We start from the raw sequence: 26,204 nt of genomic DNA, 5'->3' as shown, positions 1-26,204 counted from the left end.
GGTTATGAAGCCCCTTCGACTCCTCCACATCGGTATGCGAAGGCCAAAATCGGCAAGACATAGCTTCTGTGATCCAAGATTCGATCTTTGATCATGGACAAGATAGATAACCGTGGGAATATGCACAAGAAAGCCCACAACACATTGACAGAGTACGACATGAGCGACTTCCCCGCGGCATCGGCGCCCCGAATTGACAGTGCCAGAGAGTCCAAGGCGCTTGTACTGATCGCGGAAGACGAGCCTGAAATCGCGGATATTCTGACGGCCTATTTGAAACGCGCCGGCTTTCGAACGGCCCACGCCCTTGACGGTCGTCGCGCCCTTGAAATGCATCAGACACTCAAGCCGGATCTCATGCTGCTGGATGTGCTGATGCCGAATTTGGACGGCTGGATGGTGCTCGCCGAGGTTCGACACCGGGGCAACACTCCGGTGATCATGCTGACGGCACAGGACCAGGACATGGACAAACTGATGGGCCTGCGTATCGGTGCCGACGATTACATTGTCAAACCGTTCAACCCGGCCGAAGTAGTCGCACGGACCCAGGCGGTTTTGCGACGATCGAGCAATTATGGCTACAGCGCCTGTCGTAATGTGTTGCGCGTGGATGCATTTGAAATCGACATCGAAAGTCATGAAGTCGTGGTGTGCATCGGCGCTGAAAAATTCCCGCTTTCCTTGACGGTAACGGAGTTCAAGTTACTGGCTCAGTTGGCAAAATCGCCCAAGAGAGTATTCAGCCGGGCAGAATTGCTGGCCGCCTGTTCACCGGATAGTGAGAGCTTGGAGCGGACAGTCGACAGCCATCTCAGCAAGTTACGCAGAAAGATCGAAGACCTGGGACTACAGGGTGTGCCTGCGAGTATTCGAGGCGTTGGCTACCGATTCGGGAGTATCGAATGAGGATGCCTAATGGCTTGAGCCGGCAGATTGTTTTGTCCATGTCTGCCGTGGTGCTCTGCGTCATAGCCTTGGCCATAGTGGGCTCCTATGTTTTTTATGCGTTGCTATGGACGCTCTGGCCTCCTACCAGTGCGGAGCTGGACGAGTGGTTACCGACAAAGATCGAGTGGGCATGGATGATATTGACCACCGGTGTCAGTTTGGGCGTGGGGGCCATCGCGGCGATAAAGTTATCTCGGCGAATTTTAATGCCCCTGAACTCCGTGGCCGGTAGTCTTCGAAAGTTGGCCGATGGCGACCTTGATGCTCGAGCGGTGGCCGGCGACCAGTCGCTGGGAGAAGCCGCCTTATTAGTGGACGATTTTAATAGCATGGCTAAACGATTGAAGCGCATGGCAGAAGAACAGGCTTTTTGGAATGCGGCGATTGCACACGAACTACGCACTCCCCTGACCATCTTGCGTGGACGTTTACAGGGCTTGGCTGAAGGCGTATTCGAACCGGACACCTCGCAGTTCTATAGTTTGCTGACTCAAGTCGAAGGATTGACCCGATTGATCGAAGATCTTCGGGTGGTTGGTTTGGCGGACGGCGGACACCTCGAACTTACCCTGCAGGAATCGGATCTGGCCACTGAGATCGAGGCCGATGCGCAGTTATTCGAGCCCACTCTGCAGTCTGCTGGATTTGCTCTACAACTGGATCTGCAAAGACGGCCTTTGCGCTGTGACCCGGCGAGGATTCGGCAAGCGTTATTGGCACTCTTGGATAATATTCGACGGCATGCCACACCGGGAAATGTCATCGTGCAGCTTAGTAGCAAAAATGAAATCAATTACCTGAGAGTCAAAGATGAAGGCCCTGGCATTGATGAAAAACTCGCCAAGCATATTTTTGAAGCGTTCCAGCGCGGTGAAAACTCTCGGTCCAGGGCCCAGGGTGGAAGCGGGTTAGGTCTGGCTGTCGTGCGAGCCATCGCCCTTGCCCATGGAGGAACCATTATCTGTCGCAGCGTGGCAAACAGGGGAACACTGTTCGAACTCAGCTGGCCAGCCTAATCAAAAAAGTGATCACCGTGTGCATCGCTGTATTGAGACGCTTTAGGAAAAAGCAATACCGACACTTTTCCTTACTCGCTTCGCGTGGACACCGCCTTGTTTTCAATAGCTGCGGTTTAATATAAAAAAGGGCCACCGGACAAACGTCAACGACGTGAAATTTACTTGAATGAATCCCCTCGCATCGCTTTGATAATTTAAATATTTTCAGATCGCGAGAAACGGACACTGTACGACCTCGGCATTTCACTCACCAGGACCACGGATGCATATTTTTACGGATTGATTACCGCCCCATTGACTGGCGTATTGATCAGTGCCGGAACAACCATATCCAGTCAACACGATCACACCTTCCGAAACAGCAACATCTGCACATGTAGGTGACTACGATTAAACATCTTATCAGACCGGAGTCCTATCGAACTCTGTGTACTCTATCGCTGGTGGTGTCGGTGTTGGCCGGCTGTTCGGTCGCCCCATTGCCGGCGTTGAAAGCCCCGACCCCCTACAGTTGGCGCAACATGCCGTCCGATGCTTTGCCACTGCGACCAGACTTTAATCAATGGTGGCACGCCTTCAATGACCCAAAGCTGGATGCTCTGGTCGATCAGGCGCTGCGCAACAACCTGAACGTGGCTCAAGCAACGGAACGCCTGCGTGCAACACGGGGACTGAGCCAGCATGCCCAGTCGCCTTTCCGGCCCACGCTGGGCATAAAGACCCGAGATTCCGTCAGCCCCGATACCAGCACTTCGTACTTCCTGATCGGGTTCGATGCATTGTGGGAGCTTCCATTGTTTGGTGCAAAACAGAGTGCCAATCGCCTCGCCCAGGGAAACCAGGCGCTGGTAGAAGCCGACTTGCGCACCGTCCAGGTGTCGTTGGTCGCAGAGGTCACTCGGTGTTGGATCGAGCTGCGGTCTGCGCAACAAATGGAACGTACCCTGGCAACAGTCCGCGACATTCAGCGTGAAAAACTAAAGCTGGTACTCGTTCGCGAGCATTTAAAATTGGCGCCACTCTCGGACGTTGATGGCGCCCGGGCCGAACTGGCGCAGGCCGAGATGGCTCTGGCCAAGCCGCGCCAGTTGATAAGCCGCAACGCGCAACAGTTAGCATTACTGTCGGGCCAGACTGGCCCGGAACCTCTTTGGCTGCAACCAGGGCTGCAACCCAAGCTTGGCCAATGGCAACTCAGCAGCGTACCGACAGACCTGCTGCGTACGCGCCCTGAAATTGCCAGCGCCGAAGCCGAGGTCATTATCGCAGCCGGAGAGCTGGGCATGAGCCAGGCTGATATTTATCCGCACATCAACTTCGGCACATCACTGCAGTGGTCGCTGAACATTGCCAGCAATCGCAAGCGGACTCCCTCCGGCAACAGCATCTTCTCGGTCGGACCGGGGATCAGTATCCCATTGTTCGACTGGGGCCTGCGTGTGGCCAATGCGCGAGCCAAGGACCATCAAATGCAAGCCGCGGTACTGGCTTATCGGCAATCGGTATTGCAGGGCGTCGCCGAAGCCGAAATCGCCATGAGCGACTTGGAGCAACTGCGTTTGCGCGAGCAATCATCCCGCCAGGCCTATGCCGCCACGCAGGCGCGCCTGGATGCATTGCAACAGCGGTCCCGAGCGGGACTGCTGAGCAACCTGGATTTGGCAAGTGCCCAGGTGGAAAAACTGCGCGCCCAACAACGGACCGACAGGGCCAGTACCGAGCGCAATATCGCCTATGTAGCGCTGTACAAGGCGCTCGGCGGCGCGCCGTTGCCGGTAGCCCCCCTGAAGGATGCTGACTGATGGTTGCACTCGCCCGTCAAACCTTGATCCATGAGTGGCGCCGCTTCCTACCCGCGATGATTGCCGTGGGCTTCGCCGGTTTGCTGCAATTGCTCCAGGCCGCCCTGGTACTGGGGATCTTCGGTAGTGCCAGCGTGTACATCACCGGCTCTAGAGCCGATCTCTGGGTGGGTTATCCCGGCACCCAAAGCGTCAACCTGGGAAGGCCGATCGATTCAGATGTGGAGATGCGGTTGCGGATGGATCCCGATGTACTCAGGGTGGAGCCGTTCCGCTGGGTGGACGCCGATTGGCGTGGCACACGTGATACAGGAGGCGTCTCGGTATTTGTCTCCGGCATCGAGGCCGGGCCGCAAGGCTTGATGTTTGAACGCGTACTGCCGGCTACGCTGCGTGCACGTCTGAACGAGCCCGGTGCCGTGATCGTCGACCGGGCCGACCTGGGTAACCTGGGGGTTAACCTCGGAGACGCAGCCACCATCAACGGTCGTCGGGTGCGCGTAGTGGGTATCACTAGCGGGTTGCGGGCACTGGGCGGGGTAAACGTCGTGGCGTCACTGGCCACGGCCCAGCAACTCGATCCCTCCGCCGCCGTCGACCGAATCACCTACCTCGTGGCCAAGGTGCGCGACCCAAGCCAGGCAGATACCGTTGCCAATCGCCTTAACGGCGCGCCAGCGTTTGGCAACTACGCGGTGTGGACAGCAAAACAATTCGCTTACCGCTCGCAGATGTATTGGATGTTCGATACCGGGGCCGGAGCCGGCGTATTGTTTCTGGCGGCGATTGTGTTCCTGGTGGGCGCGGTGATTACCAGCCAGACCCTGGTGGCCGCGGTCATTGGTTCAATCCGCGAATACGCGACCTTGAACGCCCTTGGCGTCGGCGTGAATGCTCTGCGCAAAGTGGTGATGGAGCAGGCGCTCTGGGTCGGGGCGCTGGGACTGCTGGGCAGCAGCATCCTGGCTGGCGCGCTCTTCGCGCTTGCGGGGCACTTCAACGTGCCAGTGGAACTTTCACCTGTTGCGGCCGGGACTTGCCTGCTCTTGAGCTTGGCCCTGGCGCTGGTCTCCGGCCTGGCCGCCATCCGCTCCTTACGCCACGCCGACCCGGCGAGTCTTTTGAGATAACACAGTCCATGAAAAACCAGATATCGGTAACCCCCTTCACGCTTCAGGCCAAGGGTATCAGTAAGTCGTTTGCGTCAGGGCGGGTCGCCACCAGCGTGCTGCATGAACTCACCCTGTCAGTACGGCCGGGCGAGCTGACATTGATCTCGGGGCCCTCTGGTTGCGGGAAAAGCACCCTGCTGGCCATTCTCAGCGGCTTGCAGCGTCCCGATCAAGGCCGGGTCATGGCGTTGGGACAAGATCTGGCAGGGCTCGACGCACGGGCACTGGAGCGCTTTCGCCTCCATCACACGGGCTTTGTATTCCAGGGTTTCAATCTGTTTCCGGCCCTGAGTGCATTGCAACAGGTCGAACTGCCTCTGAGCTATCTCGGACTCCCACAAAAGGAAGTGCAAAGGCGCGCCATTGAGGCACTAGAAGAAGTCGGACTGGGACCGCGCATGAGGTTGCGTCCGGCCGAGCTGTCCGGCGGCGAAAAGCAGCGTGTCGCCATCGCTCGCGCCGTAGCCAAAACGCCCGAATTGTTGTTCGCCGACGAACCAACCAGCGCCCTGGACTCCGCCAACGGCCAAATCGTGATCGACATATTGCACCGCATTGCCCGTGTACGCGGTACGACCGTGCTGTGTGTCAGCCACGACCCGCGCCTGGTCAGCCATACGGACCGTGTCTTGACCATAGAAGACGGCCGCATCTTGAGCGATCACTCCCCTTCCCTTCGACCGGCCAACGTTACCGGCCCCCAGGAACACTCTTTATGAACTCGCATTCACTTGGCCCATGGCTGGTTCTGACTAGCGCACTTTTCTTTTTGACCGGCTGCCCGCGGGACGAAGCACCGCCGAAGGCGGCGGTCTTGAACCCCACCTATCTGGCTGTTGCCCGTGGACGTATTGATGTGGAAGGAGGATTGCTCAAACTGGGTGTCACCCGCGACGGTGTGGTTATCGATATCAAGGTCAAAGAAGGCGACCACGTCAAGAGAGGTCAGTTGCTGGCCTCATTGGACAGCGAACTCTCACGCCTGGCCGTGCACACGGCACAGGCCGAGCAACAGCGAGTAAAGGATCAAAACAGGCAATTGGAAAGACGCTTCAAGTTTGCCGACGAGAAAGCCAAACGCCTGATGGCGGCTGCTACTGCGGGCGCTGGTGACATCCAGAGCGCCGATGACGCCCGGGAGGCTGCCGAGCAGTTGCGCGACGACATTGAAAAGAACCATGGCGAAGCTGAAATGGCAGCAAGAAAACTCACCACCGCGAACTATGAACTAGCGCAACGCAGCCTTTATGCACCGTTCGAAGCCGAGGTGGTCCGGCGCCTGATCCAGCCTGGCGCTACAGTCTCTCCACAATCGGGGCCGTCCTTCATATTGCTACCAAATGAAGCACGCATCGTGCGCGCCGAGCTGAATGAATCCTTTACCGGTGTTGTGACCCCAGGGATGAAGGCCTACGTGTCGAATGACAGCGACAACGGTTTACCGCCCCTTTCCGCCCATGTAGTACGCATCAGCGCGGTATTGGGTAACAGCACACTCGAAGACGACCCATTGGTACGAGCCAATATGCGCATGGTTGAATGCATATTGGCACTCGACCAGCCCCCTCCGGCGTCGCTGCGCGTGGGGCAACGAATGCTTGTGCGGTTCGGAGCACAATAGCCCTCCAAGAAACTCCATCGTCATCGGAACGAAAAGAGTTGGAACGGAAACTTGGATCTCTTCGGTTCAACGTGCGCCGTCTACAGCTTGAGTACGACCTGTTGATGAAGGCGAATGAACTCATAAAAAAGATACGGGCATCGACCGGCAAGTCCTGACCAATCGTGAGAAGACATTGCGGGCTGATGCCCTAACTCCTTGTCAGAGCCGTTTGAAGCGCTGGGCTTGGCCCGAAGCTCTAATTTCTATCATCGAGCCCGAATGCAGAACTGACATCATTCGATGTCGCGCAAGGGATGCTCGCCTGACAAAGCGGCTTGTGAAGGCTGCTTCGGCCGGCTGAAAACGGAACTGTTCTATCCTAGCAACTGGCAGTCAACGAGCATTGAGCTGTTCATTATGGCGCTGGATTTCAGGGTACCCGCCGGAACGAAAAAAGGACCCGAAGGTCCTGTTTTCAATCGCCTGCAGAATTCAATGGAACTCTGCGGCGCTATATTTGGAGCGGGAAACGAGACTCGAACTCGCGACCCCGACCTTGGCAAGGTCGTGCTCTACCAACTGAGCTATTCCCGCGTCTTGGTGATGCGCATTCTATAGAATCTACGCACCCCGTCAACCCCTTGATTCAAAATAGTTTTATTTCTTTTCAGGATTTTCCGAATTGAACTTCAAATGCGGCCACGCCGCCCGCAGATACTGCAGCATCGACCACAGGGTCAGCACCGCCGCCGCCATCAGCAAGGCATAGCCCACCAGCACCCAGAAGCTGAAGTCCGAGGGGTTGGCCAGCAGGATCACCAACGCCAGCATCTGCGCCGCGGTTTTCCATTTGCCCATGTTGGAAACGGCGACCTGCGCCCGCTCCCCGATTTCAGCCATCCACTCGCGCAGGGCCGAAACCACGATCTCACGACCGATGATCACCGCCGCCGGCAAGGTCAACCACAGGTTGCCATGCTCCTGCACCAGCAAGACCAGCGCCACGGCCACCATCAGCTTGTCCGCTACCGGGTCGAGAAACGCGCCGAACGGCGTGCTCTGCTCCAGGCGACGGGCCAGGTAGCCGTCCAGCCAATCCGTCGCCGCCGCAAAGGCAAACACCGAACTGGCCGCCGTGTAACTCCACTGGTAAGGCAGGTAAAACAGCAAAATGAAAATCGGAATGAGTACGACGCGTAGAACGGTGATCAGATTAGGGATATTCATCGGCACAACTGGCTACGAGGTTGAAAGGCATTCTACTCGCTGTGCAGGCTTGCATAAATCGACTCAGCGAGCTTTTTACTGATCCCGGGTGCTTTGGCGATCTCGTCGATGCTGGCACGGGACAGCTCCTGCAATCCACCAAAATGTTTCAATAGTTCACGGCGACGCTTCGGCCCCACCCCCGCCACCCCTTCCAGGGTTGAGGTTCGGCGGGTCTTGCCGCGCCGCGCCCGATGCCCGGTAATAGCAAAACGGTGGGCTTCGTCGCGGATCTGCTGGATCAAATGCAGGGCCGGCGAATCACCTTTCAAGGTGAATTCATGGGCCGCGTCGTTAAGGTACAAGGTCTCGAAACCGGCCTTGCGCGTCGCCCCCTTGGCCACGCCGAGCAGGATCAGGTCCGGCACCGACAGCTCATCGAGCACATCGCGCGCCATGGACAACTGGCCCTTGCCACCGTCCACCAGGAGGATGTCCGGCAACTTGCCCTCGCCATCCTTGATCTTGCTGAAACGCCGGGTCAGCGCCTGGTGCATCGCCGCGTAATCGTCGCCGGCCGTAACGCCTTCGATATTGTAACGGCGATAATCGGATTTGATCGGGCCTTCCGGGCCGAATACCACGCAGGACGCGACCGTCGCTTCACCACTGGAGTGACTGATGTCGTAACACTCCAGGCGCTGCGGTGGCTCGTCGAGGTTCAGCACTTCGGCCAGGGCCTCGAAGCGTGCGGCCATATGCTGACGATCCGCCAGGCGCGCACCCAGGGCCTGTTCGGCATTGGTCACCGCCAATTGCTGCCAGCGCGCCCGTGTACCGCGCACCCGATGGCTGATGGCCAATTCTCGGCCGCGCAGCCCATCAATCGCGGCGATCAGGGTCGGGAAGTCTTCGTGGACCACGTTGACGATCAGTTCACTCGGCAGGTCGCGCTCGGGACTGCCGATAAAGTACTGGCCGAGAAACGCCATCAGCACTTCGGACACGTCTTCCTCGATACCAACCTGCGGGAAGAAGTTCTTGCTGCCCAGCACTCGCCCGCCGCGCACGCTGATCAGGTGCACACAAGCGCCGCCCGGGTTGATGAAGGCCGCGACCACGTCGACATCGCCGGTGCCCCCTTCCATGCTCTGCTGATCCTGGACCCGGCGCAGCAGCGAGATCTGGTCCCGCAGCTCCGCCGCCCGCTCGAAATCGAGGGTGCTGGCCGCCTGTTCCATGCCGGCGTTCAATTCGTCGGTCAGGGCATTGCTGCGCCCTTCGAGGAACATCACCGAGTGACGCACATCCTCGGCATACACCTGGGGCTCCACAAACCCGACACACGGCGCCTTGCAGCGCTTGATCTGGTACTGCAGACAGGGCCGGGTGCGGTTCTTGTAGTAGCTGTCCTCGCACTGGCGGACAAGGAAGGTCTTTTGCAGCAGGCTCAGGCTCTCACGAATCGCCCCGGCGCTCGGGTAAGGCCCGAAATACTTGCCCTTGGCTTTCTTGGCCCCACGGTGAATGCTCAGCCGCGGGTAGTCGCCGTCCGAGAGAAACACATAGGGATAGGATTTATCGTCGCGCAGCAGGATGTTGTAGGGCGGCCGCCATTCCTTGATCAGCGTCTGCTCCAGCAGCAGCGCCTCGGTTTCATTGGCGGTGATGGTGGTTTCCACCTGGGCGATACGCCCCACCAATGCCGCCGTCTTCGGCGCCAGGCCGGTCTTGCGGAAGTAACTGGCCAGACGCTTCTTCAGGTTCTTGGCTTTGCCCACATAAAGCAGGCGCGCGTCGCCGTCGAACATGCGGTAGACGCCGGGGCGGCCACTACAGGTCGACAGGAAGGCACTGGAATCGAACAGGTCAGTCATTGTCAGCCGGCATCGACCATGCCGTGGCGAACCGCCAGAAGCGTCAACTCGACATCACTGCTGACCGACAGCTTCTCGAAAATCCGATAGCGGTAGGTATTCACGGTTTTCGGCGACAGGCACAGCTTGTCGGAGATGATCTGGACTTTCTGGCAGCCGACGATCATCAGCGCAATCTGGATCTCGCGCTCGGACAAGGCGTCGAACGGAGAGTCACTGGCCGGCTGGAAGGACTTGAGCGCCAACTGCTGGGCAATCTGCGGGCTGATATAGCGTTGCCCGGAAAACACCAGGCGAATCGCCTGGACCATTTCCGCCAGGCCCGCGCCCTTGGTCAGGTAACCGGCTGCTCCGGCCTGCAACAAGCGGGTCGGGAACGGATCTTCTTCACAGACGGTCACCGCCACCACTTTGATGTCCGGATGACTGCGCAGCAATTTACGCGTGGCCTCCAGGCCGCCGATGCCAGGCATCTTGACGTCCATCAGGACGACATCGGGTTTGAGCTCCCGCGTCTTGAGCAACGCTTCCTCTCCCGATTCAGCCTGTCCCACGACCTGCAGACCGTCGATATCCGCCAACATCCGCGTAATGCCTGTACGCACAAGATCATGGTCATCGACTACTAGCACCCTAATCAAGCAGACACCTCACGAATTTGGTCTTATCAGGTTATTGACCACCTTAGCAAAAAACCACGGGCCTGACCTAGTTACAAGCGTCACATAAGAGTATCAACGCGCTATAAGCGCTTGCCGGACGGCAAGCGCGTTTCGTCAGGAATGAAATGACTCAGGAGTCACTGGAGCCTGCACGGCCGTTTGGCCCATAAGGCCCGGCGGTTTCAGCCAAGGTAGTGGTCAGTCGATGGATCGCGTCCTGATCTTCCTTTTGCAGCACCCGATAGTTGCCCAATACTTTTTCTTCTACCTGGCTGAGATTGTCCAGTTGCATCGGTGTCGGTTGACCAGTCAGGACGTAAAGCACATCGACGCCCCGTGCGGCCACACGGGACAAATAGTCGGCCTTCGGTGCGCGATCACCGCTTTCGTATTTGCCCTGTGCGTTGGCCTCAACGCCTCCGATTTCACCAAAAGCCTTCTGCGACAAACCCAGCCGCTCTCTCTCTTGCCGCAATCGCGAACCAATTCCACTCATTTGGATGTAAGATCCCATTTTAAACACCCTTAGGGGTGATATACTCAACAAGCATTAAACACATTTGAACGGTTTTGAACTATGCCCGGTATTCGCACTGCCGCACAAGCCAAGGCTTGGCTGGAACACCAAGGAAAATCGGTTCAGGAGTTTGCGCGCGAGCATGGCGTCGACCCGGCAACCACCTATCAAGTGCTCGCTGGGCGAAAAAAGGGACGGCGTGGGGAAGCCCATAAGGTCGCGGTCCTATTGGGCATGAAGGATGGAATCATCCCATCCGACACCGATAAGTCGAGTGAGTAATTCCCGGCTTTATGAGGCCCAGTATGCACTTCGTGTAGCGATTTATAGGACAATTCTCAAAGTATTGTCAGTTATTGCCAGACGCAGTTTTTAAAGCGGCAAGACTCATGCGCAAAAAGCACTCGTCCTCACCGACTACAGCCAAGCCCTGACGTAAATACAGGCGCTGGGCCGGGTTGCTCTTGAAGACAGTCAGGCGTAACTCACGACGCCCCTCTCTGAAGGCGATTTCCCGTGCCTGCCCGATCAGCCAACCGCCCAGGCCCTGGCCTCGGCCCGCCTCGATCAGCTGTAACTCACGGATGTACAACGCTCGGGCATCGCGACTGAAGCTGACAAAACCCAGCACCTGCTCGCCATCACACAACAGCTCGTTCTGGCGCCCGGCCCAGGCCTGGTCAAAGGCCTCGTCCAACCAAAGCAGATTGTACTCACAGTAGTAAGCCATCATGTTCTGGCGCGTGAGCTCCCGGGCGAATGCCAGGTCCGCGCCCAAGGCCGGGCGAAAACGCCAGTGCCCGCTCACAAGCCCGTCACCGACACCACCTCCCCGGACCATTGGCCGGCGACACGTCGTCCGATCACCAACACATCCCCTTCCCCCTCTGTCACCACCACCCGCTGCCCGCCAGCCGCCCAGAGCGCGCTCCGCCCCGCCGACTGCCAGCCGCCCGTCATACCGCCATGGTTGGCCATCAACACCGCCATGCCGTGGTCCCGGGCATAGCCCTGCAATAAAGCAGTATCGGGTCCATAACCGTTCTCAGTGATCAACACACTGGCAGCGTAAAGGTTAGCCTCAGATTGCGCGGCCTGTAGCGGATGACTAGCGTGGGAAAAGTCAGCACAAACCGCCAGAGCAATACGCTCATCGACGATTGTCAACAGCTCACCGCCGCTTCCAGGGGTAAATGCGACTTCTTCACCATCGTGTAGATGTTGCTTGCTGTAGACCTGCAAGGAACCGTCGGCACCGAATGTCAGTGCCCCGATCAGCACCGGGCCGCCGGCGAACAGGCGTATCGGCATGCCTACTACGGTCACCAGCTTCAGCTCTCGGGCCAGCTCGCGCAACGGTGTCAGTACCGGGTCGTCCGGGGTAATCGCCAACTCGGCCGCGAGGCCGCGTTCATAGCCGGTCAACGATAATTCGGGGAACAGCAGAAACGCCACGCCACGCTCCGCGGCCTGGCGCATGAACACCAGGTGTCGAGCGATATTGGCCTGCAGATCTCCGGCAATCGAAACGGCTTGGGCGGCGGCAAGGGTAAACACGCTCATGATTCAGTCCTGACAATCAGATCGGAAATATCCGTCGAGTGTGTCATAAAGACCTGTCACATTTAAGCGATAGAGCCTGCTCTCGGGTTCCCATAGAATTTTCTGATTGAACAGGGCGATACCGCTCTAGTAAGCTCGGCGACATTCACACGGAGTTGCACCATGCACCTGACTCAATCCGCCCATCGCCACACCGCCAGCGCCTCGCGCTCGGTTTCGGCTGCCCGGATGAGCACGGTCGGCACCCGCGCAAGCTTTTATTTTGGGTATTGGTTTAGCCACTGGCGCGCCTGATACCCAACCGGCGCCCACTGAATACAGGGGTCGCCTACCAGAGAATTCTCAACCCCCGGTCGGCCTCCCGACCGGGGGTTTTGTTTTTTCAGGCTCCCACATTTTGCAACCGACTTTTTAAATCAAGGAATACCGACATGAACGACTCCACCTATTACCGCTACGACATCACCGGCGCCTGGCGATTTAGCAACCTCCGCTCGGGACAGCACGCCGCCTCCGAACGGTCACGCACAGGTGGCACGCACACACTCACAGCCAGTCCGGCTGATTGTCGAACACCCCAGTAGGGCGGCGCGCGGGAAGCACCCGCCGCCAGCCCAGGAAGCCCGAACATGAATTCTTCTCTCTGCGCCCTGCCGTCCTCCGTCCTGCCATCGGCCAACGAGCCGTTGACCCAACGCCTGCCCAGCGCGTTGCAACTCAAGCAGCATCTGCCCCTCAATGCCAGCCTCGGCGAACAGGTCGAGCGCCACCGCCGCACCGTGCGCGCCATCCTCAACGGTGAAGACCCACGCCTGCTGGTGATCGTCGGCCCCTGCTCGATCCATGATCCGCAATCGGCCCTGGAATACGCCGGCCGACTGGCCGACCTGGCGAGCGAGGTCAGCGACCAGATGCTCCTGGTGATGCGCGCCTACATCGAGAAACCCCGGACCACGGTGGGCTGGAAAGGCCTGGCCTACGACCCGCACCTGGATGGCAGCGATGACATGGCCGGCGGCCTGGCGCTGTCCCGTGAACTGATGCGCGAGATACTGCGCCTGGGCCTGCCGATTGCCACCGAACTGCTGCAACCCATGGCCGCCGGTTATGTCGATGACCTGCTGAGCTGGGTCGCCATTGGCGCGCGGACCACGGAGTCGCAGATCCACCGGGAAATGGCCAGCGGCCTGGCGATGCCGGTGGGGTTCAAGAATGGCACCGATGGCAGTGTCGGGATCGCGGCGGATGCGATGCGTTCGGCGGCCCATGCCCATCGGCATTTCGGCGTCGACAGCCAGGGCCACCCGGCGATCATCCAGACGGCGGGCAACCCGGACACGCACTTGGTGCTGCGTGGCGGCCATCGCGGGCCGAACTACGACGCCCATAGTGTGGCGCAGGTACGGGCCGGCCTGGCCAAGCAGTCGATTGCGCCGCGGATCATGGTCGATTGCAGCCACGCCAACAGCGGCAAGGACCCGCTGCGCCAGCCGGCGGTGTTCGCCGATGTGCTGGAGCAGCGTTTGCGGGGCGATCGTTCGCTGGTCGGGATGATGATTGAGAGTCATTTGTTCGAAGGCTGCCAGGCACTGAGCCCGAACCTGCGCTATGGCGTTTCGATCACCGATGGCTGCCTGGGTTGGGAAGCGACCGAAGCGTTGCTGCTCGGGGCGGCCGGGAAGTTGCGTGAGCAGCAGGTGGCGGAGGTTGTCGGCGCCTGAAACCTTGTGGCGAGCAGGCCTGCCCGCTCGCCACAGGTCCGACACTCCGCGCTGCCGGGAACTTTTGCCAGGAAAATCCGGCCTGATTCCGGTAATCTCGACACTTTCTAGAAAGGAGCATCACCCCATGGCCAAAGCCACTGCCCGTCACATCCTGGTTGCCAGCGAAGCCAAGTGCAACGAACTCAAGGCCCAGATCGAAGGCGGCGCCGATTTCGCCGAGATCGCCAAAGCGAACTCCACCTGCCCGTCCAGCCGCGACGGCGGCAACCTGGGCTCGTTCGGCCCGGGCCAGATGGTCAAGGAGTTCGACACCGTGGTCTTCAGCGCCCCGGTCAATACCGTGCAAGGCCCGGTGAAAACCCAGTTCGGTTACCACCTGCTGGAAGTGACCAGTCGTCAGGACTGATCCTGCCCGCTCCTGTGGCGAGGGGCTTGCCCCCTCGCCATGGTGCATGTTCCTGCTGATACTCCGAACCGGCTTCTAAGGCTGAAGATGCGACTGGCCCTATCCCTGCTACTCACCGCCCTGACCCTGCTTCCCGGCTTGTCCGCCAACGCCGCCCCGCCACAGCACGCGCTGACCGTCTACGGCGAACCGGCCAAATACCCCGCCGGCTTCAGCCATTTCAACTATGCCAACCCCCGCGCGCCCAAAGGCGGCAGCCTGCGCCGCTCGGCCATCGAGATCGGCCAGTACGACCATATCCTGCCCTATGTCGACAAAGGCACCGGCGTCACCCAGGTCGACGGCTGGATCTACTCGCCATTGGCCGTGCGCTCCCTCGACGAGCCCTACACCGTCTATGGCCTGGTGGCGGAAAAAATGCAGCGCAGCGATGACGGCCTGTCCCTGCGCTTCTACCTGAACCCCAAGGCCCGTTTCGCCGACGGCACGCCGATCACCGCCGAAGACGTGCGCTACACCTACAACCTGCTGATGACCCAGGGCAGCCTCAGCTACCGCATGCAGTTCGAAGCGGTGAAAGACGTCGAGGTCGAGTCACCGACCCAGGTCCGCTTCGACTTCAAGAACAACGACAACCGCTCGCTGCCACTGGATATCGCCAGCCTGCCGGTGCTGCCGGAACACTGGTGGAAAACCCGCGACTTCGCCGACGGCGGCGGCTACGAAGCCCCCCTGGGCAGCGGCCCCTACAAGGTGAGCAAGATCGACTCCGGGCGCAGCATCACCTTCGAGCGCAATCCCGACTGGTGGGGCAAGGACCTGCCGGTCAGCCGCGGCCTCTACAACTTCGACCGCTTCACCCTCGAATACTTCGGCGACACCGACGTCGCCCGCCAGGTCCTGCGCGGCGGCGCCTATGACTACAATCGCGAGTTTTCCGCCACCGGCTATTCCATCGGCTACGACAGCCCGGCCCTCACCGACGGCCGCCTGCAAAAGGCCCACCTGGCCCAGGAAGCGCCGCAATCCGCGCAGGGCTATCTGTTCAACCTGCAAAAGCCGATGTTCCAGGACCGCCGCGTGCGCGAAGCCCTGGCCATGCTCTGGGACTTCGAGTGGAGCAACCGGCAGATGATGCGCAACATGTACATCCGCCAGCAGAGCTTCTTCTCCAACACCGCCCTGGCCGCGCGGCAGTTGCCCGACAAGGCGGAACTGGCGATCCTCGAACCGCTGCGCGGACAGATTCCCGACGAAGTCTTCACCCAGGTCTTCGAAGCGCCGAAAACCGACGCCAGCGGCAATCTGCGGGACAAACAGCTAAAGGCCCTGGCCCTGCTGGAACAGGCCGGCTGGAAACCCGACGGCGACCGCCTGGTCAACGCCCAGGGCGAACCGCTGACCTTCACCTTTCTCAACGCGCAGAACGGTATCGAGCGATTGCTGTTGCCATATAAACGCAACCTGGCGCAGATCGGCATCCGCATGGATATCCGCCGCATCGACGCCTCGCAGTACGTCAACCGCCTCAAGGCCCGCGACTACGACATGATCGTCAGCGGCTACCCGGTCACCACCTCGCCGGGCATCGAGCTGTACAACTACTTCGGCTCCGCGGCGGCCAACGACCCCGGCTCGAGCAACTTCATGGCCCTGAAGAACCCGGCCGTGGACACCTTGATCAACGGCCTGATCAAGGCCGATACCCAGGCGCAGATGCTCAGCTACGCCCATGCCCTGGACCGGGTGCTGCAATGGAACTACTACTGGATTCCCAACTATTACCCGCCGGGCACCTCGACGGTCTGGTGGAACCGTTTCGGTTACCCCAAGGAGCAGGCCAGCAATGACCCTGCCGTGGAAACCTGGTGGGAAGTCAGCACGACCCCGCTGACCAACGAACAGATGACCGCCGAGCTGATCAAGCGCGGCAGTTCCGGAGGACAGCACTGATGCTGGCGTACACCCTGCGGCGCTTGCTGCTGATCATTCCGACGCTGATGATGATCCTGCTGGTCAACTTCGTCATCGTCCAGGCCGCGCCCGGCGGCCCGGTGGAACAGGCCATCGCCCGCTTGCAGGGCATCGGCGGCGCGGGTGCCGGCGCCCTCGGCGGTGGCGGCGATGCGGTGCAAAGCGCCTCGCGGGCCAGCCGTGGCCTGGACCCCAAGCTGATCGCCGATATCGAGCGCCAGTACGGTTTCGACAAACCGGCCCCCGAGCGCTTCTGGCTGATGCTCAAGCACTACGCCAGCCTGGACTTCGGCAAGAGCTTCTTTCGCGGCGCCCAGGTCACCGACCTGATCCTGGAAAAAATGCCGGTGACCATTTCCCTGGGGCTCTGGGCCACGCTGATCACCTACCTGGTGTCGATTCCCCTGGGCATCCGCAAGGCGACCCGCCACGGCAGCCGCTTCGATGTCTGGAGCAGCACCGCCATCGTCATCGGCTACGCCATGCCGGCGTTCCTGTTCGCCATGCTGTTGATCGTCGCCTTCGCCGGCGGCACCTCGCTGAACTGGTTCCCGGTGCGTGGACTGGTATCGGAAAACTTCGACCAGCTGTCGACCCTGGGCAAGGTCGCCGACTACTTCTGGCACCTGGTGTTGCCGGTCACTTCGCTGGTGATCGGCGGCTTCGCCACCCTGACCATCCTGACCAAGAACTCCTTTCTCAATGAGATCACCCGCCAGTACGTGGTCACGGCTCGGGCCAAGGGCCTGAGCGAACGCCGGGTGCTCTACGGCCATGTGTTCCGCAACGCGATGTTGCTGGTGGTCTCGGGTATTCCCCAGGCCTTTATCAGCGTGTTCTTCGCCGGCTCCTTGCTGATCGAGGTGATTTTCTCCCTCGACGGCCTCGGCCGCATGAGCTACGAAGCGGCGGTGTCGCGGGACTATCCGGTGGTGTTCGGTTCGCTGTTTATCTTCACCCTGTTCGGCCTGCTGATAAAACTGGTCGGCGACCTCTGCTACACCCTGGTCGACCCGCGTATCGACTTCGCCGCGAGGAACGCCTGATGTTCAGACTCTCGCCCGTGAGCCGGCGTCGGCTCGACCGCTTCAAGGCCAATCGCCGGGGCTGGTGGTCGCTGTGGCTGTTCGCCGCGCTGTTCGTCCTGAGCCTGGGGGGCGAGCTGATCGCCAACGACAAGCCGCTGGTGCTCAACTACCAGGGTTCACTGTATTTCCCGGTGTTCAAGCGCCACACCGAACAGGAATTCGGCGGCCAGCTGCCCTTCCAGGCCGACTATCGCAGCGACTACGTACGCCAGCTGATCACCAAGGATGGCGGCTGGATGCTGTTCCCGCCGATCCCCTTCAGTGCCGACACGCCCAACTATGACCTCAACAAACCGGCCCCCAGCCCACCCACCACGGTGAACTGGCTAGGCACCGACGACCAGGCCCGGGACGTGCTCGCGCGGGTGATCTTCGGTGCCCGGGTGTCGATTCTCTTCGCCCTTGCCCTGACCGCCGTCAGCGCCCTGATCGGTATTGCCGCCGGCGCCCTGCAGGGCTACTACGGCGGCTGGATCGACTTGCTCGGCCAGCGTCTGCTGGAAGTCTGGTCGGGCCTGCCGGTGCTGTACCTGCTGATCATCCTGTCCGGCTTCGTCGAACCGAATTTCTGGTGGTTGCTCGGCATCATGGCGCTGTTTTCCTGGCTGGCCCTGGTGGACGTGGTGCGTGCCGAATTCCTCCGTGGGCGCAACCTGGAATACGTCAAGGCCGCCCGGGCCCTGGGCCTGACCGACCGCAAGATCATCCTGCGGCATATCCTGCCCAATGCCATGAACGCCACCCTGAGCTACCTGCCGTTTATCCTCACCGGGGCGATTTCGACCCTGACGGCCCTGGATTTCCTCGGCTTCGGCATGCCTGCCGGCAGCGCCTCCCTGGGCGAATTGATCGGCCAGGGCAAACAGAACCTGCAAGCACCCTGGCTCGGTTTCACCGCCTTCTTCACCCTGGCGCTGATCCTCTCGCTGCTGGTGTTTATCGGCGAGGCGCTACGCGATGCCTTCGACCCCCGCTCATGAACCAGGCGCCCGCGATGACCGACAACCTGATTGAAATCCGCCAGCTCAATGTTGCCTTCAACGGCCAGCCGGCGGTGCGCAACCTGTGCCTGGATATCCGCGCCGGCGAATGCCTGGCCCTGGTGGGCGAGTCCGGCTCGGGCAAATCGGTCACCGCGCACTCGATCCTGCAACTGCTGCCACGCAGCGGCTGCCAGGCCGACGGCAGCGTGCGTTATCGCGGCCAGGAACTGCTGGGGGCCGATGATGGCACCTTGCGCAGCATCCGTGGCGACCGCATCGCGATGATCTTCCAGGAGCCGATGACCTCCCTCAACCCGTTGCACAGCGTGGAAAAGCAGATCGGCGAAACCCTGCTGCTGCACAAGGGCATGGGCGGCAAGGCGGCCCAGGCACGGATTCTCGAACTGCTGGAACTGGTGGGCATCCAGAAACCCCGGGAACGTCTCAAGGCCTATCCCCATCAACTCTCCGGCGGCCAACGCCAGCGGGTGATGATTGCCATGGCCCTGGCCTGCGAGCCGGAGCTGCTGATCGCCGACGAACCGACCACCGCCCTCGACGTGACGGTGCAGCGCAAGATCCTGCTGCTGCTCAAATCCCTGCAACAGCGCCTGGGCATGTCGCTGCTGCTGATCAGCCACGACCTCAACCTGGTGCGCAGCATCGCCCAGCGGGTCTGCGTGATGAAGGCCGGGGAAATTGTCGAACAGGCGGACTGCGAAACCCTGTTCAACCACCCCGCGCATCCCTACAGCCGCGTGCTGCTGGACGCCGAGCCGGCGGGCCAGCCACTACCGCTGGACGACAACGAGGTGGTGTTGCAGGCCGAGGGCATGCGCGTGCGCTTCCAGGTCGGCGGCGGACTGTTCCGACGCAAGGAATACCTGCAGGCGGTGGACGGCATCAGTCTCAGTGTGCAGCGCGGCAAGACCCTGGGCATTGTCGGCGAGTCCGGCTCCGGCAAGTCGACCCTCGGCCAGGCGATCCTGCGTCTGCTGGATTCCAAGGGCAGCATCCGTTTCCAGGGCACGGCCCTCGACGGCCTGAACCAGAAGCAACTGCGGCCCTGGCGCAAACAGATGCAGGTGGTCTTCCAGGATCCGTTCGGCAGCCTCAGCCCACGCATGTCGGTGGCGCAGATCATCAGCGAGGGCCTGGAGGTGCACTGCGCCAACACCCCCGCTGAATGCGACGCCCTGGTGATCCGTGCGCTGGAAGAAGTCGGCCTCGATCCGCAAAGCCGTCACCGCTACCCCCATGAGTTTTCCGGTGGCCAGCGCCAGCGCATCGCCATTGCCCGCGCCCTGGTGCTCAAGCCGGCGCTGATCCTGCTGGACGAACCGACCTCGGCGCTGGACCGCACGGTGCAGAAACAGGTGGTCGCCCTGCTCCGCGATCTCCAGGAAAAACACGGCCTGACCTACCTGTTTATCAGCCATGACCTGTCGGTGGTGCGCGCCCTGGCCCACGACCTGATCGTGATCAAGGACGGCCAGGTGGTCGAACACGGCGCCACCTGCGCGGTATTCGATGCGCCGCAGCATCCCTATACTCGAGAACTGCTCGCCGCTACGCTGCTGACCCCGACCTGATCGATCGCCGCCCGCCGGCAATGGACGCACCTGCCATGACCGACACCGAAAGCCTCAAGGACTACCAGCAGGTTCGCCTGCTCGCGATTCGTTCGCTGTTCGAAATCATCGAGCAATCCAGCGAAGGCACGGTGATCGTCGACCGCGATGCCAACATCGTCTGGATGAACGAGCGTTATGCCCGGCGTTTCGGCCTGGCCAATGCCAGCGAAGCCATCGGCCGCGCCTGCGAGAGTGTGATTCCGAGCAGCCTGCTGCGTGAGGTGGTGCGCACCGGACAGCCGATCCTGCTGGATCTGCAAGACACTCCCAAGGAACCCCTGGTGGTCATGCGCCTGCCGATCCACGATGCCGCCGGGACGGTGATCGGCGCCATCGGCTTCGCCCTGTTCGACGAGCTGCATAGCCTGTCGCCCGTGCTCAAGCGCTACCAGGGCATGCAGGCCGAACTGGCGTCAACGCGCTCGCTGCTGCGCTCGCGGCAGACCAAATACAACTTCGCCCATTTTATCGGCACCAGCGCCGCGAGCCTGGAGGTCAAGCGCCGGGCCCGGCGTGGCGCCAGCAGCGACTCACCGGTCCTGCTGCTGGGGGAAACCGGCACCGGCAAGGAACTGCTCGCCCAGGCCATCCACAGTGCTTCGCCACGGGCGCACAAGGCCTTTGTCAGCATCAACAGCGCGGCGATTCCGGAGACCTTGCTGGAGGCCGAGTTCTTTGGCACCGCGCCAGGGGCCTTTACCGGCGCGGATCGCAAGGGCCGTCCCGGCAAGCTGCAGATCGCCCAGGGCGGCACGCTGTTTCTCGATGAGATCGGCGATATGCCGCTGCCCCTGCAAAGCAAGTTGTTGCGGGTGTTGCAGGAGAAGGAGTTCGAGCCGGTGGGTTCCAACGAGGTGCTGCGCAGCGATGTGCGGGTGATCGCCGCTACGTCCACCGACCTTGAGGCGGCTATCCAGCGCGGCGAGTTTCGCGCGGACTTGTATTACCGGCTCAATGTCCTGCCGATTCAGGTACCGCCTTTGCGTGAGCGTCTGGAAGATTTGCCGGCGTTGAGCGAAGCGATTCTCGAAGAGCTGCGCAGCCACCATGAACTGGCGGCCGAGGCCTTGGAGTTGCTGGGCCGGCACGCCTGGCCGGGGAATGTCCGCGAGTTGCGCAATGTGCTGGAACGGGCGGCGCTGTTGAGTGATGCACAGGTGTTGAGTGCGGCGGATATTCGTGGGGCGATTGGTACGTTCAAACCGTTGGAACGGCCGCCGGAGCGGACCATGGAGCCGCTGGGCAACGAGACGTTCAGCGCGGCCCGGGAGCGTTTTGATCGGCAATTGATTGAAGCGACGTTGGCGCAGTGTGCCGGAAAGGTCGTGGAGGCGGCAAAGCGATTGGGGCTGGGGCGGTCGACGCTGTACAAGAAGATGGTGGCGTTGGGGATTGTCGAGTCTCAATAGAGAGATATCCATCTCATTAGCGAGAGTGCCCTGCACTCTATCGCTGGCAAGCCAAGCTCCTACAGTATTTTGTTGTACCTCAGAGGGGTGTTCGACGCTGTCCTGTGGGAGCCTGGCTTGCCAGCGAAGAGGCCTTCGAACACGCCAACGTCTCACTACAGAGACAAAAATCCCCCTCGCTCACCAACCTCACTAAAAAAACCATATATTTCAATCACTTGAATAAATGGCACAAAACTCGCAGACCCCACAGGAGATTCAGACCTAACCTACAAAAATAACAATTTGGAGACACACCATGAGTGTGATCATCGCCCTCGCGGCGCTGGCATTACTGATGCTGGCCGCCTACCGTGGCTACAGCGTCATCCTGTTTGCCCCCATCGCCGCCCTCGGCGCCGTCCTGCTCACCGACCCTTCCGCCGTCGCCCCCGCCTTTACCGGGGTGTTCATGGAAAAGATGGTCGGTTTCGTCAAACTCTACTTCCCGGTCTTCCTGCTTGGTGCCGTATTCGGCAAGCTGATCGAGCTGTCCGGTTTCTCGCGCTCCATCGTCGCCGCCGCCATCCGCCTGTTCGGCACCCGCCAGGCGATGCTGGTGATCGTGCTGGTCTGCGCCCTGCTCACCTACGGCGGCGTCTCGCTGTTCGTGGTGGTGTTCGCGGTCTACCCCTTCGCCGCCGAGATGTTCCGCCAGAGCAATATCCCCAAGCGCCTGATGCCGGCGACCATTGCCCTCGGCGCGTTCTCCTTCACCATGGATGCCCTGCCCGGCACGCCACAGATCCAGAACATCATTCCCAGCACCTTCTTCAATACCACTGCCTGGGCCGCGCCCTGGCTGGGGCTGATCGGCACGATCTTCGTGTTCTGCGCCGGCATGCTGTTCCTCCAACGCCAGCGCAACAAGGCCCAGCGCGCCGGCGAAGGCTACGGCACCGAACTGCGCAATGAGCCGGAAACCGCCGAGGACATCCGCCTACCCAACCCCTGGATCGCCCTCTCGCCACTGTTGCTGGTGGGCATCATGAACCTGCTGTTCACCCAGTGGATTCCGCTCTGGTACGGCAAGACCCACACCCTCAGCCTGGCGGGCATGGCCACGCCGGTACAGACCGATATCGCCAAGATCACCGCCATCTGGGCGGTGCAGGCCGCTCTGTTGGTGGGCATCATCATGGTCTTGATCTTCGGCTTCCGGACCATTCGCGGCAAGCTCGCCGAAGGCAGTAAAAGCGCGGTGAGCGGTGCCCTGCTGGCGGCGATGAACACCGCCTCGGAATACGGTTTCGGCGCGGTCATCGCCTCGCTGCCGGGTTTCCTGGTGCTGGCCGACTGGCTCAAGAGCATTCCCAATCCACTGGTCAACGAAGCCATTACCGTCACCCTGCTGGCCGGGATCACCGGCTCGGCTTCCGGCGGCATGAGCATCGCCCTGGCGGCGATGTCCGACAGTTTTATCAGCGCCGCCCATGCCGCGAATATCCCGCTGGAAGTCCTGCACCGGGTCGCGGCCATGGCCAGCGGCGGCATGGACACCCTGCCCCATAACGGCGCGGTGATCACCCTGCTGGCCGTCACCGGGCTGACCCACCGGGAAGCCTATAAAGATATTTTCTGCATTACCCTGATCAAGACCGTGGCGGTCTTCGTGGTGATCGCCACCTTCTATGCCACCGGCATCGTGTGAGGAATCGACTATGAGTCTCAAAGGTAAAACCGCCCTGGTCACCGGCTCCACCAGCGGTATCGGCCTGGGTATCGCCCTGGGCCTGGCCCGGGCCGGGGCTGACGTAGTGCTCAACGGCTTCGGTGATGCCGGCGCGGTCATCGCCGAGGTCCAGCAGTTTGGTGGCCGGGTCGGCCATCACCCGGCCGATGTCAGCGACCCGGCGCAGATCGCCGAGATGTTCGCCTACGCCGAGCGCGAGTTCGGCGGGGTGGATATCCTGGTCAACAATGCCGGCATCCAGCATGTCGCCACCGTGGAAGAGTTCCCGGTGGAGCGCTGGGATGCGATTATCGCCATCAACCTGTCGTCGGTGTTCCACAGTACACGCCTGGCGCTGCCGGGGATGCGCGCCAAGGGCTGGGGGCGGATCGTCAATATCGCCTCGGTGCATGGGCAGGTCGGTTCCGTGGGCAAGGCCGCCTATGTCGCGGCCAAGCACGGGGTGATCGGCCTGACCAAGGTGGTGGGCCTGGAAACCGCCACGAGTAATGTCACCTGCAATGCCATCTGCCCGGGCTGGGTGCTCACCCCGCTGGTGCAGAAACAGATCGACGACCGTGCCGCCGGCGGGGTCGATCCGCAACAGGCGCAACACGATCTGCTGGCGGAGAAACAGCCGTCGCTGGAGTTTGTCACCCCGGCGCACCTGGGCGAGCTGGTGCTGTTCCTGTGCAGCGAGGCCGGTAGCCAGGTGCGCGGCGCGGCGTGGAATATCGATGGTGGCTGGTTGGCACAATAGTTGATTGCCTGACACCCGCTCTCGAAAACACCACCACACCTGTAGGAGCAGGGCTTGCCCGCGAAGCTTTTGGCGTTCTCGCGGCCCCCTTCGCGAGCAAGCTCAGCTCCCACAATGATCGTGCGCTGCCAAAGACCGGTTCGAAAAAAACAAGGTAAAGACCATGGCCGAAGTCCTCTGGCGCCCCGACGCCGAGCGTGTCAGCAAGACCCGGATCGAAGCGTTCCGGCGCTTCGTCAATCATCGCCACGACCTGCAACTGGACGACTACCCCGCCCTGCACCGCTTCAGCATCGAGCGCCGGGAGGACTTCTGGCAGGCCATCGTCGACTTCTTCGACGTCGAATTCCACAGCCCGGCCAGCGCGGTACTGCACGAAGGCCCGCAGATGCCCAGCGCCCAGTGGTTCCCCGGGGCCACCCTGAACTTCGCCGAACACCTGCTGCGCCGCCGCGACGAACACCTGGCCGTGGTCGCCGTCAGCGAAGACGGACGTCGGGAGACCCTGACCCACGGCGAACTCGCCGCCCAGGTCGCGGGTTTGCAAAAAAGCCTGCGGGCCGCCGGTGTCGGCCTCGGCGACCGGGTCGCCGCCTGCATGCCCAACACCTGGCAAACCCTGGTGGGCATGCTCGCCACCACCAGCCTCGGGGCGATCTGGTCCTGCTCCTCGCCGGACTTCGGCACCCAGGGCGTGATCGACCGCTTCGGCCAGATCGAACCCAAGGTGCTGATCACCTGCGCCGGCTATCGTTATGCCGGCAAGCTGATCGACCAGACCGCCAAGCTCAACGAAATCCTCGAACGCCTGCCCGGCTTGCAGCAACTGGTGATCGTCCCTTACGCCCGTCCCGAAGCGCGCGCCGAAGACTTCCGCACCCAGGCCAACGTGGCGCTATGGAACAACTTCTACCAGGCCGGCGGCGATCCCGAATTCACTCCCGTGCCGTTTGCTCATCCGCTCTACATCCTCTATTCCAGCGGCACCACCGGGGTGCCCAAGTGCATCGTTCACAGCACCGGCGGGGTTTTGCTGCAACACCTCAAGGAGCACGGCCTGCATGTCGACCTGGGCCGTGACGACTGCCTGTTCTACTACACCACCTGTGGCTGGATGATGTGGAACTGGCTGGTCTCGGGCCTCGCGGTCGGCGCCACCCTGGTGCTCTACGACGGCTCGCCGTTCCACCCCCGCCCGCAACGCCTGCTGGACCTGATCGACAGCGAAGGCATCAGTGCCTTCGGCACCAGCCCCAAATACCTCGCCGCCCTGGAGGACGCCGGGCTCGTACCACGCCAGAGCCATCGGCTGGACAGTTTGAAAACCCTGCTGTGCACCGGCTCACCGTTGTCGCTGCGCAGCTACGACTACGTCTATCGCCAGATCAAGGAGGAGCTCTGCCTGTCCTCCATGTCCGGCGGCACCGATATCGTTTCCTGCTTCGTCAGCGGAAACCCGACACTGCCCGTGGTGCGTGGCCGGATGCAGAGCAAGAGCCTGGGCATGGCGGTGGAGGTCTGGGACGACAACGGCCAGCCGGTGCTCGATGCCAAAGGCGAGCTGGTCTGCACCCGGCACTTTCCGGCCATACCGGTGGGTTTGTGGAACGACCCCCAGGGCGAGAAGCTCAAGGCCTCCTATTTCAGCCAGTTTCCCGGAGTCTGGGCCCAGGGCGACTATGCCGAAGAATTCGCCGACGGCGGGATGGTGATCCATGGTCGCTCCGACGCCGTGCTCAACCCCGGCGGCGTGCGCATCGGCACGGCGGAAATCTATCGGCAGGTGGAAAAGGTTGAACCGGTGCTGGAGAGCATCGCCATAGGCCAGCAATGGCAGAGCGATGTGCGGGTGGTGCTGTTCGTCCGTCTGCGCGAGGGCGTCGAACTGGACGAGGCCCTGGAGCAACAGATCCGCCAGGTGATCCGCGCCAACACCACGCCCCGGCATGTGCCGGCGAAGATCCTCGCGGTCACGGACATTCCGCGCACCCTCAGCGGCAAGATCGTGGAACTGGCGGTGCGTAACGTAGTGCACGGGTTGGCGGTGAAAAACACCGACGCCCTGGCCAATCCCGAGGCGCTGGAGCAGTTCAGAGATAGGACGGAGCTCCAGTCCTGACGCATACGACAGGAGCCGGCTGAC

General features: G+C 61.2%; 23 protein-coding genes, 1 tRNA gene and 1 pseudogene. 18 read left to right on the top strand and 7 right to left on the bottom strand.

The window, feature by feature from the left end; translation table 11 throughout:
- Positions 1-159 precede the first annotated feature (159 nt).
- From M5C71_RS24825 to M5C71_RS24795, 7 genes and pseudogenes are all read left to right on the top strand, one after another.
- Positions 160-909, top strand: coding sequence for a response regulator (locus M5C71_RS24825; RefSeq protein WP_103497307.1), 750 nt, complete (start codon positions 160-162; stop codon positions 907-909).
- Positions 906-1,967 carry an ATP-binding protein gene (locus M5C71_RS24820; protein WP_103497303.1) on the top strand — a complete coding sequence of 354 codons (1,062 nt, stop codon included), beginning with the start codon at positions 906-908 and terminating at the stop codon, positions 1,965-1,967. The genes M5C71_RS24825 and M5C71_RS24820 overlap by 4 nt, the downstream gene beginning before the upstream one ends.
- A gap of 383 nt (positions 1,968-2,350) precedes the next feature.
- Entirely contained in the window at positions 2,351-3,772 is a 1,422-nt protein-coding gene (locus M5C71_RS24815) for a TolC family protein (RefSeq protein WP_247263050.1), read from the top strand.
- Positions 3,772-4,902 (top strand): ABC transporter permease, encoded by a 1,131-nt coding sequence (locus M5C71_RS24810; RefSeq protein WP_248768929.1) that lies wholly within the window; start codon positions 3,772-3,774, stop codon positions 4,900-4,902. Before M5C71_RS24815 ends, M5C71_RS24810 begins: the two co-directional genes overlap by 1 nt.
- A gap of 8 nt (positions 4,903-4,910) precedes the next feature.
- Entirely contained in the window at positions 4,911-5,663 is a 753-nt protein-coding gene (locus M5C71_RS24805) for an ABC transporter ATP-binding protein (protein WP_103497305.1), read from the top strand.
- Positions 5,660-6,565, top strand: coding sequence for a biotin/lipoyl-binding protein (locus M5C71_RS24800; protein WP_103497306.1), 906 nt, complete (start codon positions 5,660-5,662; stop codon positions 6,563-6,565). Before M5C71_RS24805 ends, M5C71_RS24800 begins: the two co-directional genes overlap by 4 nt.
- A gap of 26 nt (positions 6,566-6,591) precedes the next feature.
- A pseudogene (locus M5C71_RS24795) lies at positions 6,592-6,829 on the top strand (IS3 family transposase); the annotation flags it as partial.
- A 236-nt stretch (positions 6,830-7,065) separates the two neighbouring features.
- Here M5C71_RS24795 and M5C71_RS24790 read toward each other — a convergent pair.
- The 5 genes from M5C71_RS24790 to M5C71_RS24770 all read right to left on the bottom strand — a co-directional run bounded on the left by M5C71_RS24790 (position 7,066) and on the right by M5C71_RS24770 (position 10,788).
- Positions 7,066-7,141: transfer RNA gene (locus M5C71_RS24790), tRNA-Gly, on the bottom strand.
- Between the two features lie 63 nt (positions 7,142-7,204).
- Positions 7,205-7,774 (bottom strand): CDP-diacylglycerol--glycerol-3-phosphate 3-phosphatidyltransferase, encoded by a 570-nt coding sequence (gene pgsA / locus M5C71_RS24785; protein WP_248768928.1) that lies wholly within the window; start codon positions 7,772-7,774, stop codon positions 7,205-7,207.
- A gap of 32 nt (positions 7,775-7,806) precedes the next feature.
- The gene (uvrC, locus tag M5C71_RS24780; protein WP_248768927.1) at positions 7,807-9,630 is read right to left on the bottom strand and encodes an excinuclease ABC subunit UvrC; all 1,824 of its coding nucleotides are present in this window, start codon (positions 9,628-9,630) and stop codon (positions 7,807-7,809) included.
- Between the two features lie 2 nt (positions 9,631-9,632).
- Positions 9,633-10,271, bottom strand: coding sequence for a UvrY/SirA/GacA family response regulator transcription factor (gene uvrY, locus M5C71_RS24775; protein WP_100939313.1), 639 nt, complete (start codon positions 10,269-10,271; stop codon positions 9,633-9,635).
- Between the two features lie 151 nt (positions 10,272-10,422).
- The gene (locus M5C71_RS24770; protein WP_103495340.1) at positions 10,423-10,788 is read right to left on the bottom strand and encodes a helix-turn-helix transcriptional regulator; all 366 of its coding nucleotides are present in this window, start codon (positions 10,786-10,788) and stop codon (positions 10,423-10,425) included.
- Positions 10,789-10,869: 81 nt separating this feature from the next.
- Between M5C71_RS24770 and M5C71_RS24765 the strand changes: the two genes are divergently transcribed.
- Complete coding sequence (locus M5C71_RS24765) at positions 10,870-11,091, top strand: DNA-binding protein (protein WP_103495327.1); 222 nt, start codon at positions 10,870-10,872, stop codon at positions 11,089-11,091.
- A 67-nt stretch (positions 11,092-11,158) separates the two neighbouring features.
- On the opposite strand, the gene M5C71_RS24760 is transcribed toward M5C71_RS24765, so the two are convergent.
- Both M5C71_RS24760 and M5C71_RS24755 read right to left on the bottom strand, forming a co-directional pair.
- The gene (locus M5C71_RS24760) at positions 11,159-11,617 is read right to left on the bottom strand and encodes a GNAT family N-acetyltransferase (RefSeq protein WP_248768926.1); all 459 of its coding nucleotides are present in this window, start codon (positions 11,615-11,617) and stop codon (positions 11,159-11,161) included.
- Complete coding sequence (locus tag M5C71_RS24755) at positions 11,614-12,372, bottom strand: carbon-nitrogen hydrolase family protein (RefSeq protein WP_248768925.1); 759 nt, start codon at positions 12,370-12,372, stop codon at positions 11,614-11,616. The genes M5C71_RS24760 and M5C71_RS24755 overlap by 4 nt, the downstream gene beginning before the upstream one ends.
- A 629-nt stretch (positions 12,373-13,001) precedes the next feature.
- Here M5C71_RS24755 and M5C71_RS24750 point away from each other — a divergent pair.
- The 10 genes from M5C71_RS24750 (at position 13,002) to M5C71_RS24705 (ending at position 26,180) form a co-directional block, all read left to right on the top strand.
- On the top strand, positions 13,002-14,093 hold the full coding sequence (locus M5C71_RS24750) for a 3-deoxy-7-phosphoheptulonate synthase (RefSeq protein ID WP_248768924.1): 1,092 nt from the start codon (positions 13,002-13,004) through the stop codon (positions 14,091-14,093).
- Between the two features lie 127 nt (positions 14,094-14,220).
- Positions 14,221-14,502, top strand: a complete 282-nt coding sequence (locus tag M5C71_RS33770; protein ID WP_100939307.1) for a peptidylprolyl isomerase — start codon at positions 14,221-14,223, stop codon at positions 14,500-14,502.
- Between the two features lie 87 nt (positions 14,503-14,589).
- Positions 14,590-16,455 carry an extracellular solute-binding protein gene (locus M5C71_RS24740; RefSeq protein WP_103495330.1) on the top strand — a complete coding sequence of 622 codons (1,866 nt, stop codon included), beginning with the start codon at positions 14,590-14,592 and terminating at the stop codon, positions 16,453-16,455.
- The gene (locus M5C71_RS24735) at positions 16,455-17,522 is read left to right on the top strand and encodes a microcin C ABC transporter permease YejB (RefSeq protein WP_248746999.1); all 1,068 of its coding nucleotides are present in this window, start codon (positions 16,455-16,457) and stop codon (positions 17,520-17,522) included. The genes M5C71_RS24740 and M5C71_RS24735 overlap by 1 nt, the downstream gene beginning before the upstream one ends.
- Entirely contained in the window at positions 17,522-18,544 is a 1,023-nt protein-coding gene (locus tag M5C71_RS24730; RefSeq protein WP_248746998.1) for an ABC transporter permease, read from the top strand. Before M5C71_RS24735 ends, M5C71_RS24730 begins: the two co-directional genes overlap by 1 nt.
- Positions 18,545-18,558: 14 nt before the next feature.
- Complete coding sequence (locus M5C71_RS24725) at positions 18,559-20,139, top strand: ABC transporter ATP-binding protein (protein WP_248768923.1); 1,581 nt, start codon at positions 18,559-18,561, stop codon at positions 20,137-20,139.
- Between the two features lie 35 nt (positions 20,140-20,174).
- Complete coding sequence (locus tag M5C71_RS24720; RefSeq protein ID WP_103495333.1) at positions 20,175-21,590, top strand: sigma 54-interacting transcriptional regulator; 1,416 nt, start codon at positions 20,175-20,177, stop codon at positions 21,588-21,590.
- A gap of 298 nt (positions 21,591-21,888) precedes the next feature.
- Positions 21,889-23,280 carry a GntP family permease gene (locus M5C71_RS24715; protein WP_248746995.1) on the top strand — a complete coding sequence of 464 codons (1,392 nt, stop codon included), beginning with the start codon at positions 21,889-21,891 and terminating at the stop codon, positions 23,278-23,280.
- A 10-nt stretch (positions 23,281-23,290) separates the two neighbouring features.
- Positions 23,291-24,061: a 3-hydroxybutyrate dehydrogenase gene (gene hbdH, locus M5C71_RS24710; RefSeq protein WP_103495335.1), complete on the top strand. Its 771-nt coding sequence runs from the start codon at positions 23,291-23,293 to the stop codon at positions 24,059-24,061.
- Positions 24,062-24,224: 163 nt separating this feature from the next.
- On the top strand, positions 24,225-26,180 hold the full coding sequence (locus M5C71_RS24705; protein ID WP_103495336.1) for an acetoacetate--CoA ligase: 1,956 nt from the start codon (positions 24,225-24,227) through the stop codon (positions 26,178-26,180).
- The last annotated feature ends 24 nt before the right edge of the window (positions 26,181-26,204 follow it).

The organism is Pseudomonas sp. MWU12-2345, from assembly GCF_023242385.1.
GTDB classification, from domain to species: domain Bacteria; phylum Pseudomonadota; class Gammaproteobacteria; order Pseudomonadales; family Pseudomonadaceae; genus Aquipseudomonas; species Aquipseudomonas gingeri_D.
The sequence above is the reverse complement of the archived record's forward strand: the minus strand, read 5'-3'. Positions and strand labels throughout refer to the sequence as shown.

Coding starts and splice junctions, on each gene's coding strand:
- M5C71_RS24725 (WP_248768923.1), top strand. CDS start 18,559: ATGACCGACAACCTGATTGAAATCCGCCAGCTCAATGTTGCCTTCAAC.
- M5C71_RS24730 (WP_248746998.1), top strand. CDS start 17,522: ATGTTCAGACTCTCGCCCGTGAGCCGGCGTCGGCTCGACCGCTTCAAG.
- uvrC (WP_248768927.1), bottom strand. CDS start 9,630: ATGACTGACCTGTTCGATTCCAGTGCCTTCCTGTCGACCTGTAGTGGC.
- pgsA (WP_248768928.1), bottom strand. CDS start 7,774: ATGAATATCCCTAATCTGATCACCGTTCTACGCGTCGTACTCATTCCG.
- hbdH (WP_103495335.1), top strand. CDS start 23,291: ATGAGTCTCAAAGGTAAAACCGCCCTGGTCACCGGCTCCACCAGCGGT.
- M5C71_RS24805 (WP_103497305.1), top strand. CDS start 4,911: ATGAAAAACCAGATATCGGTAACCCCCTTCACGCTTCAGGCCAAGGGT.
- M5C71_RS33770 (WP_100939307.1), top strand. CDS start 14,221: ATGGCCAAAGCCACTGCCCGTCACATCCTGGTTGCCAGCGAAGCCAAG.
- M5C71_RS24825 (WP_103497307.1), top strand. CDS start 160: ATGAGCGACTTCCCCGCGGCATCGGCGCCCCGAATTGACAGTGCCAGA.
- M5C71_RS24755 (WP_248768925.1), bottom strand. CDS start 12,372: ATGAGCGTGTTTACCCTTGCCGCCGCCCAAGCCGTTTCGATTGCCGGA.
- M5C71_RS24810 (WP_248768929.1), top strand. CDS start 3,772: ATGGTTGCACTCGCCCGTCAAACCTTGATCCATGAGTGGCGCCGCTTC.
- M5C71_RS24720 (WP_103495333.1), top strand. CDS start 20,175: ATGACCGACACCGAAAGCCTCAAGGACTACCAGCAGGTTCGCCTGCTC.
- M5C71_RS24705 (WP_103495336.1), top strand. CDS start 24,225: ATGGCCGAAGTCCTCTGGCGCCCCGACGCCGAGCGTGTCAGCAAGACC.
- M5C71_RS24770 (WP_103495340.1), bottom strand. CDS start 10,788: ATGAGTGGAATTGGTTCGCGATTGCGGCAAGAGAGAGAGCGGCTGGGT.
- M5C71_RS24765 (WP_103495327.1), top strand. CDS start 10,870: ATGCCCGGTATTCGCACTGCCGCACAAGCCAAGGCTTGGCTGGAACAC.
- M5C71_RS24735 (WP_248746999.1), top strand. CDS start 16,455: ATGCTGGCGTACACCCTGCGGCGCTTGCTGCTGATCATTCCGACGCTG.
- M5C71_RS24820 (WP_103497303.1), top strand. CDS start 906: ATGAGGATGCCTAATGGCTTGAGCCGGCAGATTGTTTTGTCCATGTCT.
- M5C71_RS24750 (WP_248768924.1), top strand. CDS start 13,002: ATGAATTCTTCTCTCTGCGCCCTGCCGTCCTCCGTCCTGCCATCGGCC.
- M5C71_RS24715 (WP_248746995.1), top strand. CDS start 21,889: ATGAGTGTGATCATCGCCCTCGCGGCGCTGGCATTACTGATGCTGGCC.
- M5C71_RS24740 (WP_103495330.1), top strand. CDS start 14,590: ATGCGACTGGCCCTATCCCTGCTACTCACCGCCCTGACCCTGCTTCCC.
- M5C71_RS24800 (WP_103497306.1), top strand. CDS start 5,660: ATGAACTCGCATTCACTTGGCCCATGGCTGGTTCTGACTAGCGCACTT.